Source organism: Flagellimonas lutimaris, from assembly GCF_051494225.1.
GTDB lineage: Bacteria > Bacteroidota > Bacteroidia > Flavobacteriales > Flavobacteriaceae > Flagellimonas > Flagellimonas lutimaris_A.
Genome location: NZ_JBNPYE010000010.1, coordinates 127,791 through 141,645, shown reverse-complemented (window position 1 = coordinate 141,645; position 13,855 = coordinate 127,791). Strand labels below are relative to the sequence as shown.

At 40.1% G+C, this 13,855-nt stretch carries 11 protein-coding genes; 3 read left to right on the top strand and 8 right to left on the bottom strand.

Annotation, left to right across the window (positions count from 1 at the left end; genetic code table 11):
• Positions 1–134 precede the first annotated feature (134 nt).
• The 8 genes from ACQQ5U_RS16750 to ACQQ5U_RS16715 all read right to left on the bottom strand — a co-directional run bounded on the left by ACQQ5U_RS16750 (position 135) and on the right by ACQQ5U_RS16715 (position 9,659).
• Positions 135–1,925: a ribonucleoside-diphosphate reductase subunit alpha gene (locus ACQQ5U_RS16750; RefSeq protein ID WP_437399297.1), complete on the bottom strand. Its 1,791-nt coding sequence runs from the start codon at positions 1,923–1,925 to the stop codon at positions 135–137.
• A 3-nt stretch (positions 1,926–1,928) separates the two neighbouring features.
• Positions 1,929–3,203 carry a ribonucleotide-diphosphate reductase subunit beta gene (locus tag ACQQ5U_RS16745; protein WP_437399295.1) on the bottom strand — a complete coding sequence of 425 codons (1,275 nt, stop codon included), beginning with the start codon at positions 3,201–3,203 and terminating at the stop codon, positions 1,929–1,931.
• A 380-nt stretch (positions 3,204–3,583) separates the two neighbouring features.
• On the bottom strand, positions 3,584–4,471 hold the full coding sequence (locus tag ACQQ5U_RS16740; RefSeq protein WP_437399293.1) for a diacylglycerol/lipid kinase family protein: 888 nt from the start codon (positions 4,469–4,471) through the stop codon (positions 3,584–3,586).
• The gene (locus tag ACQQ5U_RS16735; protein ID WP_437399291.1) at positions 4,468–6,435 is read right to left on the bottom strand and encodes an LTA synthase family protein; all 1,968 of its coding nucleotides are present in this window, start codon (positions 6,433–6,435) and stop codon (positions 4,468–4,470) included. Before ACQQ5U_RS16735 ends, ACQQ5U_RS16740 begins: the two co-directional genes overlap by 4 nt.
• A 16-nt stretch (positions 6,436–6,451) precedes the next feature.
• Positions 6,452–7,933 (bottom strand): DUF3570 domain-containing protein, encoded by a 1,482-nt coding sequence (locus tag ACQQ5U_RS16730; protein WP_437399290.1) that lies wholly within the window; start codon positions 7,931–7,933, stop codon positions 6,452–6,454.
• Positions 7,934–7,940: 7 nt separating this feature from the next.
• Positions 7,941–8,150, bottom strand: coding sequence for a DUF4266 domain-containing protein (locus ACQQ5U_RS16725; protein WP_288932531.1), 210 nt, complete (start codon positions 8,148–8,150; stop codon positions 7,941–7,943).
• 8 nt (positions 8,151–8,158) lie between these two features.
• A complete protein-coding gene (locus ACQQ5U_RS16720; RefSeq protein WP_437399320.1) occupies positions 8,159–9,070 on the bottom strand; it encodes an FAD:protein FMN transferase in 912 nt (303 codons plus the stop codon).
• A gap of 145 nt (positions 9,071–9,215) precedes the next feature.
• The gene (locus tag ACQQ5U_RS16715; protein ID WP_437399287.1) at positions 9,216–9,659 is read right to left on the bottom strand and encodes a thioredoxin family protein; all 444 of its coding nucleotides are present in this window, start codon (positions 9,657–9,659) and stop codon (positions 9,216–9,218) included.
• Between the two features lie 111 nt (positions 9,660–9,770).
• On the opposite strand from ACQQ5U_RS16715, the gene ACQQ5U_RS16710 reads away from it, so the two are divergent.
• The 3 genes from ACQQ5U_RS16710 to ACQQ5U_RS16700 are packed head-to-tail and all read left to right on the top strand — an operon-like array spanning position 9,771 to position 13,827.
• Entirely contained in the window at positions 9,771–10,292 is a 522-nt protein-coding gene (locus tag ACQQ5U_RS16710) for an RNA polymerase sigma factor (RefSeq protein ID WP_437399285.1), read from the top strand.
• 43 nt (positions 10,293–10,335) lie between these two features.
• The gene (locus tag ACQQ5U_RS16705) at positions 10,336–11,256 is read left to right on the top strand and encodes a FecR family protein (protein ID WP_437399283.1); all 921 of its coding nucleotides are present in this window, start codon (positions 10,336–10,338) and stop codon (positions 11,254–11,256) included.
• 3 nt (positions 11,257–11,259) lie between these two features.
• Positions 11,260–13,827, top strand: a complete 2,568-nt coding sequence (locus ACQQ5U_RS16700) for a FecR domain-containing protein (RefSeq protein ID WP_437399281.1) — start codon at positions 11,260–11,262, stop codon at positions 13,825–13,827.
• Positions 13,828–13,855 lie beyond the last annotated feature (28 nt).

The window sequence follows — 13,855 nt, the reverse complement described above, 5'->3', positions numbered from 1 at the left end:
ATACGTTGGAAGCTAAAATTTTGCCATTAACACAAACTAAAAAATAGCATTATATTATTGATAGCTAGTACATTACAAAAAAAAGCCTCTTTTTCAAGAGGCTCCTTTGTATTCAAGACTGGTTATTTAATTCCCTATGCTTCGCAGCTGACACAATCCTTCTTTTGCTTAAATTTCTGTGCAGCATTCATGCTATGCTGATAATACAAGGATTTCAGACCTAATTTCCAAGCCGTAACGTGTATTTTGTTGACATCTTTGGTAGGCATATCGGGATGAACAATAATATTGACCGATTGTCCTTGGTCAATATGGTTTTGTCTGTTGGCCGCTTGGTAAACAATGTCCAATTGATCCAATTCTGAATAGGTCTTGAACACCGCTTTTTCCTCCTCGGTCAAGAAATCCAAATGCTGAACAGAACCGTCCATATCACGGATGCTTTTCCAAACTTCCGCAGTATTTTGTCCTTTTTCCTCCAACAGGTCCATCAAGAATGGATTTTTGATGGTTGTTTTGATCTTGGCGATATCCTTCACATAGCAATTGGACCAAATGGGCTCAATTCCTTGTGATACCTGACCCAATATAAAGGCGGATGATGTAGTCGGCGCAATGGCATTCAAGGTAGCATTACGTCTTCCATAACCCTTCAAAACTTCAGGTTCACCAAAACGCTCCGCCAATTGTTCCGATGCTTTATAAGAACGCTCTTTGATCTCTTTGAAAATTTCACTGTTCAAGTTGTAAGCTTCTTGACTGTTGAAGGCCAATCTTTTCGACTGCAACAAAGAATGCCATCCCAAGGCACCTAATCCCAATGAACGGTTTTGCTTGGCAAAGTTGTAGGCTCTCTCCATAAACAGGAAGGTTTGTTGGTCCTCTCTATCGGAAGAGTCTCGGTAAGCTTCCAGTTTTTCGATAAACTCGGTAATTACGGCATCCAAGAAGTGAACCATGGTTTCAACCGCATCGGTTTTCTTCCATTTGTCGTAATGCATTAAATTGATACTGGAAAGTACACAAACAAACGACCAGTCATCATTGGATGGCAACATAATCTCCGTACACAGGTTACTTGCGTGGATACGGTGGTTTTTATCTTTATAAACATCTGCCGCGCCATCGTTGGCGTTGTCAGAGAAGAATACATAGGGATACCCCATTTCCCCTCTACGTTGCAATACTTTGGCCCAAACGGTTCTTTTATCCACATCTCCTTCAATCATTTCCTGCATCCATTGGTTGGTTACAGTAACGCCGTGGGTTAATTGCTGGATAGGATTTCCTTCGGTACCGATTTCCAAAAATTCCATGATATCCTTATGGTCAATCGGCAAATATGGAGAAAAACGACCGCGACGAACCGAACCTTGGCTTACCACATCTACCATGGATTCGAACAACTGCATTATATGGACAGCTCCAGAGGCTTGCCCATTATTTTTAACAGGAGCTCCTCTGTGTCTTATTTTACCAAAGTACCCTGATGTTCCCCCACCAAGTTTGGACATCATTCCGACCTCCGACTGGGTGTACAGGATGTTCCCCATATCGTCATCAATGTGCGACCCAAAGCAACTAATGGGCAAACCACGTTTTTTTCCAAAGTTGGACCACACTGGAGAAGCCAAAGAGAAAAAACCTTCGGACATATAACCGTAGAATTTGTCCGAATACCCCGGTATCTGCAAAATCTCCTCTGCCCTATCTCCTATCTCACGGATACGTTCCTCTGGGCTAACACCTTCGGTAAGATATCCTGATGCCAAAAACTTTCGGCTGTATTCGTTCAACCATTCAAATCCCTTGTCATCCTCGCTCTTAAGTTTGGACAAGGTATCCTTTCTTGCGTTTACAAGTTCTTGTGTTTTGTTGTCTTGCTTTTGGTCAGTGGTCGGGGTTATTTGTGTTCTCTTCTCCATAATTTAAAATAGGTCGTCGCTTGTTATACTTTGTGTTCTTTTGCTGTAGTTGATGGATCTTTTTACAAAAAAGTCTCCGTGTTTTGTTCCTATGATCTCGTCATCAAACCATTCCGTTTGCTGCAATAGCTTTTGATCAACATCGAATATTTTGGAGATTCCAATGCTCTCCAATGAATTGTTGAATCTGTTTTTGATGAATTCGTTCACCAAGTTCTTTGGCAAGAAATCCAATTCACCAGCTTCAAAAATCCAGTCCACTATTTTACTTTCTGCCTCGAATGCTTTCTCGCAGATATCTTGAATCATCTCTTTATAAGCATCATCGAACCATTCTGGATGTTCTTTTTTGATGATGTTGATAATATCGATACCGAAATCACCATGAATCTGTTCTTCTTTTGAAGTGGCCTCCACAACATTGGATATTCCCTTAAGCACATTTTTATGCTTATTGAACGCCATGATGATCAAAAACTGAGAGAATAGGGATACGTGCTCGATGAACAAAGAGAATAGTAAAATGGACTCAGCATACTCCTTGTTGTTCTCGCTTTTTGCATTTTTAAGGGCAGTCTCCAAATACTGCACCCGCTTCATGATAACAGGTTTCTTCTTCAGGTTTTCAAACTCCTGGTTCAACCCCAAAATCTCCAAAAGGTGGGAGTACGCATCGTGGTGACGCACCTCACTCTCGGCAAACGTGGCCCCTACCGAACCAATTTCTGGCTTTGGCATACGATGGTAGATATCGCCCCAAAATGATTTTACCGCTACCTCAATTTGAGAAATGGCCAACATGGTATTCTTGATGGCACTACGTTCAACTTCGTTCAACCCGGATTTAAAATCCTGGATATCGCTGGTGAAATTAAATTCGGTATGTATCCAATAGGAATGTCTGATTGCCGGAACATACTCATACAATTGCGGGTACTCGTAAGGCTTCAAATTGATACGCTTCTCGAATATATCCGACTCGCGCATTTGAGCCCTTTTGTTCCTGTAAATAATGTAGGCTTTTGCCGCATCGTGGAACTCACTATCCATTAGTTCGTTCTCAACAACATCTTGCACTTCCTCAACGGTCGGCAAATAATGTTCGTCTTGACTTTTTCGTTCCAACAACGTTTGGTTGACATTGTTGGCAATGGTCTGCGCATCGGTGATCTGACCATGTTCCACAGCGGTCATGGCCTTCAAGATTGCATTCGTAATCTTGTGTAAATCAAATTCTTGCGTACTAAAATCCCTCTTAGTTATGTGAGTAATCTGCATGAAGAAAACGGTTTGGAGTTGAAAAAAATAGCTTGAATGTAAAATTCATATTTTCTTCTCTTGGATTTTAAGTTGCACCCATTAGGTTCTTAACACTTTTATCAACATTTGAAATTTTGGACAACAAAAATCCGTCGTAGCAAACGTAGAATAAGGGCTCCGAAAAAAATCGTCAATCCCCATCCCCATCAATTTTTTTTTCACAGTTTTTTAACAAAAACTGTTGGTAACACAATCACAACCTGTAAACATCTGATATTCAGTAGAAATAAAAAAAATAGAAGAAATTCATGAAAGTTTTTCAACCAACCTTAAAGATCAAGGCATACATCTCTTAAAAAGACTTGTCAACAATATAATGAGTAAATGAAAAATCTATTTTATGGAACCAAAACATTCAGGGCCTTTTCTTCAATAGTAACAACAACTTCCTCTTCGGCCAAATGGTGCAGTTCTCCGTCTGCTTGCATAAGGTGAGTGGCGCCATTATTCTCAAAGGCCAATTTGAGTTCCTTTACCTTGAAATATTGCACCTTTTTGAGGTATTGATTTAGCCTAAGCAGAAGAAAGAAACCAAGCATCAACATTTCTCCCCTGTTCAAGTTTTCGATAATCACTACGTCCAACAAACCATCTTGTAATGATGCCATTCGAGTAAGGGAAATATCATACCCCATCACTTTTGAGTTTGAAACAAAAAACATAAACGGATTTACCTTAAAAGTTTCTCCGTTTAGTTCAACCTTTATCTTTTCACTGTTCTTAAATTCTTTGATAGATTTTAGCACAGCTTTAAGGTAGGCCCAAAACCTTCTTTTTCCGCAGTTGTTATAATTGGAAATCACTTTTGCATCAAAACCGATTCCCATATTGCTAAAAAAGGGTTTCCCGTTTACCAATGCGACATCTATTCCATTGGTTCTACTTTCCTTGATAATTTTAACAGCCTCCTTGATGTTTCGAGGAATTTCTAGACTTTCGGCCAATCCATTCCCCGAACCCATTGGTATAATCCCCAGAGACACGTCGGTTCCCACTAAACACGAAGCTACTTCGTTGATGGTACCATCCCCTCCACAAGCTACAAGAACTTGTGCTCCTTCTCTTAAGGATTCGGTGGACAAAATCGCAGCATGGCCGGGGTAATTGGAAACTTTTACAGTTAATTCGTATTGTTTCGAATCGAAGTATCCGGACAAAAAACTTTCATTGAATTTCAAATCTCCCTTGCCAGCAATCGGATTCACTATAAAATGCACCTTCTTCATCGCGCAAGGTTTACATCAAGTCCGCCATGGTTATAGAGATAATCCGCCAATTGGTAAAATGAAATGGTCTGAGTCAAAAATGTAGTGTCCACAGGTTCCTTTTTTAAGCTGTTGTCCTGTTGGTTCCATTTATATTGATTGGCAGTTTTTCCATCACCCAAAACCATCAAATTATTTGATTTTAAAAGACCAAGTTTTCTATAATTACCAATAAAAGCTCTTTGTTCCGTAGGCTCTATGCTAAAAACATCTCTACCAAAAAAGTTGTTCTTGTATTCCCAGCCCAAAAGAGAAAATAGGGTCGGCATTACATCTATTTGCGAACATTGTTGGTCAATTTGAGTTCCTTTTAACCCATCTAGATTGACAATAATGGCCGGAATACGGTAATTGGCCACATCCAGCTCCCATCTACCAGCACTACTGGCGCAGTGGTCGGCCATAATAACAAACACCGTATTATTATACCAAGGTTTGGTTTTGGCTTTTTTCAAGAAATCTCCAATAGCATAATCGGTATACTTGACCGCACCACTTCTTCCAGTTCCCGATGGAACATCTATCCTTCCTTCTGGATAAGTGTAAGGCTTGTGGTTCGAGGTCGTCATTATGAAGTTGAAAAAAGGTTTTCCCAGCTTTGAGGACTTATCAGCTTCCTTTAGGACCTTATTGAAAATATCTTCATCACATACACCCCATGCATTTTCAAAAGTCACCTCATCATCTTCTATATTATTTCGTTTTGTAACAATATCTCCCGATGGCAAAAAACCTCTTCCACGATCCACAATATCAAACCCATTTCCACTGAAAAATTTGTCCATATTGTCAAAATAACCGTCGCCTCCATAAAAGAAAGTCCGGGCATACCCCTTACTTTTAAACACTTCGCCAATGGTATATAGGTCTTGGTTGTGTTCCCGTTTTACGATACTTCTTCCCGGTGTTGGCGGAACGGCCATAGTTATGGCCTCCATTCCTCGAACCGTTCTTGTTCCTGTTGCATATAAATTGGTGAAATACGTTTCGGCCTTTGCAATGGAGTCTAAATTGGGAGTCAGTTTTTCATTATTTCCAAAAACACCTAAATAACCAGCACTCAGGCTTTCCACACAAATGAGTACCACATTCGGTTTTTTTTCCACATTTCCTTTTACAAGTCTTAGAATGTTCTTTTGGGGATTGAGAAGGCTATCAGAGGGAGCTTTTATACGTTCCTCAACCAAGGTAAGTGCTTTCTGTTCAGGTATGGTCCTATAGAATTCCGTATAGCTGAGCTCATTGTTTCTAAAAGCCGCAAAAAAGGAATATATACCCGCTTTGGAGAGCTCATTATTATAGCGGTTGTTCGAAATCTCTGCATCTTCGTTCTCTATAGTTCCACTGTAAAATGAAACCAGTACCAAAGCGATAAGCATGGGCACCAACTTTTGACGAAAAGTGGTCGTTGCCCCAAATGCTTTCTTAAACACTCCCTTGCTTTTAAATAACCAGATAGTGAGCACTACTAAAAGCAACATGCTTCCAATAAGAATAGGCAATGGATAAGATTCGTTGATGTTCTTCACTACCTCGTAGGTATATATCAAATAATCCACTGCAATAAAATTGAAACGCCTTTGGAACTCATCCCAAAAAGTAATCTCCGCAAAAAATGAAAAATAAATGATCAATAATCCAACGGCCAAGCCAAAATAGCAGATAACTCTATCAACAAGCGACCCATAAAACTTCCGTGGCAATAAAAGAAAGTATAGAGCGGCCACAAGATAGAAGAATGATACCGTGCCCAAATCAAAAAACAGGCCCACGCAGCATATTTTGATCAACCCAAAAAAGGAATGATCAACCTGTGAAAAGTCCATCGCCAAGAAAATAAACCGAACCACAGAGGAAACGGTCAAAAACAACAATGCGAAAGCATTGATGATGGAAAAACGTGATGGAAAAATATTTTTAAACATATCCAAAGTCCAATTTTTAATCCATTACAAATTTGAATCCCAGACCAAAATAGTTGGCCTTGAGGCCTGTGGATCGTTGATAGTTGTTATATTTTAAATCGATGCTCTTGAGTCCGAAATGCCATGTTCTAAATTTGGTAAAAATGTCGGTGTAGGTAATTCCAAATCCAACTTGATGGGCATCATAGGTCGACAGATCAAAGTCGGATGTGTAATACTGTTCGTTGGACAAATGGGTGTCGAATGGAGCAAAATAGTCTATCTGGTTCTGGGTATAGTACCTGTATGATGGATACAGGGTGAAATTTTGAGTGATTTTAATGGGCAGTTCAATACTTGCCGTGTGCGACTGCAGTCCCCAATCATCAAAATAATACCGATAGTACGTACGAACAGTAAGAACCTCATTGAAATAATGGTTCAAACGAAAACCAAATGGAAATTTCAATCTATTGTCGGGCAACCGTTCCATGTCATCCGCCAACATAAATACATTTCCATTTTGTGACGAAGTATAATTGGGTATACTGGAGGGATCTCCTATAAAATAGTTGGGAATATCGGCAAAATAGACCCGCTGCATGGGATTGGAGAGCCATCCTTGTTGATTTACGACATCGGCAAAAACGGACATTTGGGTATTCTTGCCCAAAATTTGGGAAAAGGATACCGAAAGGGCAAAACTGTTCCGTTTTTTGTCCGGAATCAAGCTAAATCCATCAACAGGTCGCCAGGTATCCGTTCCACTTTTATTCGTTACATCCCCGTTACTGTTCAAAATGTCCACTCCATTAAAGAACCCACTGTTCAAATTGTTTCCAGCTTCCAAATAACTATCCAGCTCGGTAGGGTACCTGGGCAACCATGTATCCAAAAACACACTGCCCTTTACACTCACTTCAGTGTTTTTTTCATTAAATAGTTTAGTAATTCCACCTCCAAAGCCCAAGGACATGTAATCAAATTCCGTTGCAAAAGATGCATTGGCATTCCATATCTGGTTCCTATCATCTGAGCTATGGGCATATGCCACGGTAATACCGCCCCATGTATCTTGTCGAGAAGCTCCGGAAGATGCCACCCATGGACTTCCGATTACACCGGAATAACCTCCATTATTGTTATCATCATCATCGTCACCACCTCCTACACCAGAGGTGCCAGAAGCCCCACTAACACCTGAACCACTTTTGGTCAAATCAAATGGATTTAAATTACTGGAAGATGCGGAAGTGTAGGTACTAATACCGGCATCCACAGTTAAAATATCGTCATCGTTCAATGGGATGCTCACAACAATGGATGGTGCGACATCGGTAAGTTTTTCGGTTCCAATACCTCCTGTAACCGAGGCATTATTGCCGGTTTGCTCGTAATAACTGGACAGGATATCCACTTCGGTGGACTCCAACACCCGTTTTTTGTAACTCCCGGTATTTTCTTGCTGTGCCAAACCTGTTAAGGGACATAGTAGCAATACCCAAATTATCTTATACATATTCTGCTCAATTACATCCACAGCCACCTCCTGTTTTTCCTCCGTTTCCACCGGAAGCACCTTCCCGGTATACCTGATAATTGGTTTCGAACTTTGCCAATTTTTTATCGGCCAGCACCATGTCCGGATCATTTATGTTCACCTTATCGTATTCGTGCAACACTACACACGAGGATAGGCTGGACAAGCTGCACAATGCAATTAAAATCTTCTTCATATTTAGATTTATCTACTTTGAGTTTCTATTTCTTTTAGGGCAATATTTTTGGATGTGATAATCTTATTGTTTTCATCCACAATAATGCATTCGACTCCCTTCAACTGATTCACAAAATCAAGGCCTGTTTCCACGCCCATAACAAATATGGAAGTGGCCAGGGCGTCCGCCAGTTCTGCATTTTTGGTGAAAATTGTGGCACTTAAAATCCCCTTACTGGGGTATCCGGTCCTCGGGTCTATAATATGGGTATAGCGCTCCCCGTTCAGGATAATGTATTTTTCATAGTTGCCCGAGGTAACAACGGCTTGATCCTTTATGGGCAACCAAGAAAAAACCTTGCTTTTGTTCAATGGATTTACAATGGCTACCATCCAGTCCTTTCCATCAGGTTGGATACCCCAGGCGTTCAAATCCCCAGACGCATTGATAATGCCGGAAATCACTCCATGTTTTACCAATAATTTTTTGGCCTTATCCGCAGCATACCCTTTTCCAATGGCCCCAAAGCCAATTTTCATTCCCTTGTTTTTTAGAAAAACAGTCTGCTCTTTATGATTTAGAATGATGTTTTGATAACCAACTTTGGACACCGATTGCTTTATAACTTCAGTTGGGGGCATCTCGGTTACGGAACCATCAAATTTCCAGATACGATCCATGGAAGCATAGCTAATATCAAAAGCACCTTGGGTCAACTTGGAGATTTTGAGGGCCCTTTCAATAAGTTGAAAAAGTTCCGAATCCACTTTTACCGGAGACACTCCTGCGTTTCGGTTGATAGCGGACGTTTGCGATTGAGGATCCCATGAGGAAATTATCCTTTCGATTCTCGAAATCTCGGATATGGCCATATCCAAATATTCATCTCCCTTCTTTTGATTTTCCGCCACTACGGTAAGGTCGAAACGGCTTCCCATCAATTTTAGGGTACGCTGGTATACTTCAAGGTTAAATGTGTTATCCCTGAATGTCAAATTTGATTCTCCCGAATAACCGAATACAACCAAAAAGAAAAGAATGGTACTGGATGTAGCTTGTTTTATCCTTAACATCACAGTATCCTTAAAATGAGTTCAACTTATTGAAATATGCCTTTGGACTCATTTTTTTATACCCAGTTTGCCCCAAGATTTTTCCTGATGGGTCTAACACCACCACATAGGGGAAATAACCGTTTGGGTTATACTTTGCAGCCAAGGACTTGTTATGTGCTTCTTGTTCCGCTGGTAATTTGTTCTTTTTTCTTCTTGGAAAATCGGCCTTGAGCATAACAAAATGGTCCTTGGCCAGTTTTTGAAAATCCTCTTTGCTCCAAACCTCCCTATCTAATTTTATACAAGGGGCGCACCAGTCGGAACCTTGGAAGACAAGAATAATGTTATTGTTATTTTTTTGAGCTAGATTTTTGGCTTTTTCAAAATTTGTTTGCCAATCTTGGGCAGCAAGGTTTTGAAGTAGTAAAAAGCAACCTATAATCAAGGTTGCGACCCATTTTTTGTTGTCCATAACTAGATATTAATTTCTTTTTCTATTACTTAGACAGCCAAAAGACAGGACACCCTATTTTTTCTAACTATTTTTATAATCCACTTAAAGTAGTTTCGCCCAAAAGAGAACATGACAGAGGAAGAACCATCCATTTGTGAACAAAAAACCTACAATCAAATATTTCGTGATCACTACGAAACAGTAACACGATTTATTTATTTTAAATGTGGAGACCTTGCACAGGCCGAGGATATTGTTCAAAATGTATTTGTAAAACTTTGGAAGTTGTGCTCCACGGTCTCATTTTCCAAAGTGAAGGCTTACCTGTACAGGGCAGCCAACAACTCTTTCCTAAATGAAAAAGCACATGAGAAAATTGTATTGAAACATTTAGAAAAGGTAACACCTTCCGTGGACAATGAAAACCCTGAATATTTAATGCAAATGGACGAATTCCACGAAAAACTTAAAGTAGCCATTGCTTCCTTGCCACAAAAAGAAAGGGAAGTATACCTATTAAGCAGAGTGGAAAAGAAAACCTATACAGAAATTGCAGAAATATTAGGGCTTGGTGTAAAGGCAATTGAACGCAGAATGAGCAAGGCCTTGTTGAGCTTACGGGAAGTACTCGGAAAAGAATTAAAATTTTAATAGGGTAAGTGATTGTTTAACTGTCATTTAAATAAGAGAGCAAATGCCTATGGAGGAAAAATACGCCAGTGAAGATTTTTTGGCCCGATGGTTAGCAGGAGAATTGAGCGATGAAGAGCTAACAGGGTTCCAGGCATCCAATGTCTATAGGGAAATTATGGCCATTGATAATGCGGCCAAATCCCTGAAGGGCCCTAAAATAGATACTGAAAAGGCCCTCTCCCTTGTAACTTTAAAAAACCAAAAGGCACAGAAAGAGACCAAAGTAAAACGCTTGTGGTTATTTTCTGCAGCAGCGGCATGTATTGCCTTATTATTTACTGGATACACCTATTTCTACGGTACAAAAACCTATGCCACCGGTATTGGCGAAAAAGAATCCGTGCTACTCGCTGATGGCTCTATCATTGAGATGAATTCCAATTCAAGATTATCATACAAACGATTTAATTGGGAGGAAGACCGCTCTGTGGATTTTGACGGCGAGGCCTTTTTTGATATTAAATCCGGTAACGATTTTACGGTGATTACTCCCGAAGGGACAGTTTCGGTTTTGGGAACCAAATTTAACATTAAGATCCGTAAGGATTTTAAAATTCAATGCTATGAAGGTTCTGTTGTATTTAATCCATTGGACAAAACCCATTCCAGCATGGAGCTCACCCAAGGAATGGAGATCCAATTAATGAATGGGCAAATTCTTCAAAAACAATTTTCACAAAACACTCCAGATTGGAAAAATGGGTTTTCTTCTTTTTCAGAACAACCATTCTCTGAAGTTTTGGATGAGCTATCCCTACAATATCCTATTAGATTTAAGTTGAATGACGTTGATATAAATCGCAAGTTTACAGGGAATTTTACCCATAATAATCTTGAAAATGCGCTAAAAACAACAATGGAGCCCATGGGTGTCAAATATCATATTTCTACGGACAAAAGAATTGTTACCTTGTCTGATTAAGAAATGAGGTATTTTGTAACGCTATTATTATTGTTCCTTCTGGGCATCCCTATATCCCATGCCCAAGAAAATCTATTCTACGAGTTCAAGGAAACTCCTTTAAAAGAGGTCATTCAGCAACTGGAAAAAGAAATAAACCTAAGTTTTTCTTATGCGGAGGACCTCGTGGACAATAAAACCATTTCCGCATTGGCTGAAGGCCTATCTCTGGAAGAACTTCTTGATATCCTTGAAGCACAGACCGGATTACATTTTGAAAAAATGGATGGCGAACCGCAAATAATTATTGCGCCTATTTCCCTTGAAAATGAAATCTGTCTTTACTTGTTGGACCAAGATACCCGCCTGCCCATTACAGAAAACCAAGTTGTGGTGGATTCAAGTTTGGTGATGGAAACTGACCAAAAAGGAAATATCAAGTTTAAGGATACAGGAAAATCAAAATATTTGATAAAAGTTTCGGGATACGGCTCATTGGATGTCCAGCCCACAGAAACATGTAAATCCCTTTATCTTTCGGTAGTTTACAAAGAACTAAAAGAGGTTGTAGTAACCTCATATATCACTACGGGAATAGATCGAAACCACGATGGTTCCATCACCATAGCCCAAGAACCTTTGGGACCGATTCCAGGACAAACAACCCCCGACATCTTACAGAGCATCCAAATGATCCCCGGTGTTTCCAGTTTGGATGAATCAGCTTCCGGCATACAAATACATGGGGGGACTTCCGATCAAAATTTGGTGCTCTTTGATCATATCCGGGTATTCAATACAGGATATCTCTACGGTATGCTTTCCAGGTTCAACCCCTATGCCACGGAAAAAGCAACCATTTTTAAAACTGCCACTAGCGCCGCCTACGGTGACCGGGTTTCGGGGATTATCGACATAAATACCGATGATAAGGTTTCCCACAAGGTGTCCGGAGGAGTTGGAATAGATGGATTGAGTGTGGACGGATATATTAAAACTCCAATATCCGACAAATCATCTTTCTCCCTATATGCTAGAAATGCCTATTTGGATATTCTCAAAACCCAGACCTATGAAGCCTATGCCAAGAAGATTTTCAGTAATTCGGGCCCAATTTCGGATAGCAATGGAAATCCGTTGAACGTAAGTTCCGACGACGGCTATACATATGATACCAGCGACAGTGAGTTTCGGTTTTATGATATCAACGCAAAATATGTGTACCAGCCTTCTGAAAAGGACAAACTTTCCGTTAGCGCATTAATGACCAGAAACCGTACACTGTTTTCGTTCCAAAACAACGGGGAAACCAAAAGGGATTCCTTGGCCACGGGGAACGGAGGCGTAAGCATTAATTGGAAACACCAAACCTCCACGAGGCAGACAGATCAGATCACCACCTATTTTTCATCCTACGATTCGTATTACCGTAATCTGGAATTGTTTGGCAACGAATTGGAAGAGACCAATATCCGAGGGAACAGGATAAGTGATTTTGGATTGGAACTCAAATCGGATAGGATTTTTAAAAACAACGACCTGTTAAGTTTCGGATACCAGCTTTCCAATACCAATTTGGAAATCGATATGTGCCATGTATCCAATTTGGATTCTACGGACAATATTAGCCTTCCCTTGCAGGATAGCAACCTTAAGAATGTACTTTTTGGGGAATACAGCTTCAGAAAAGACAATGGAGCATTGTTAAAAATGGGGCTTAGAGCTGTACATTATGGCAGTTTAGGTGGTCTATATCTGGAACCAAGACTAAATATTGAGATACCCATCAACAAAAGCTTTCGGATACGGACAGGAATGGAAAGAAGAAATCAACCCATTTCCCAACTTATCGAATTTAACCAAACCGAGCTTAGGCTAGAAAACAATCTTTGGAGACTGTCCGACAATAAAGACTACCCACTTTTACAAAGCAATCAATTTTCGGCAGGTTTACTTTTTGATAAAAATGGGTGGACCGTTGATGCTGAGGCCTATTATAAATATTTGACAGGACTCACTTCCTACAGTCAGGGTTTTCATCTGCCCCAACCCAACCTGAGTAAAGGAAAAAGTCGAATTATAGGAGTGGATATACTATTGAAAAAGCGCTTTCGAAACTACAGGTTCTGGGCAGGATATTCCTTCAATGATGTGAATTTTACTTTTGATGAGATTCAAGAAAGTAGTTTTTCAGGAAACAACGATATACCCCATAGCTTTAGGGTGTCCAATAGTTTGGACATCAAAAACCTGAAGCTTTCCCTAGGATGGCAATATCGTACGGGGACACCGTTTACCCCGATTAAAAATTACGATGAAGAATCCAAAGCGGTTACATTTGAATCGTTGAACAGTGGTAGATTACCCAGTTTCCATAGACTGGATGCCTCTTTGACATATGATTTTACAATCAATCCCAAATCCACTAAAATCCAGTTGGGTATTTCAGCTTTGAATATCTACGACCGTATCGTGCCACTAGCCATCATCCACAGAACCAATCAACAAAATGGAGAATTGCTTTTGGATCAGGTCATACAAAGAAAGTCTTTGGGTTTTACCCCTAATCTAACCGCACGAATATTTTTCTAAGGAATCCCAATAGCCATATCCACAAACA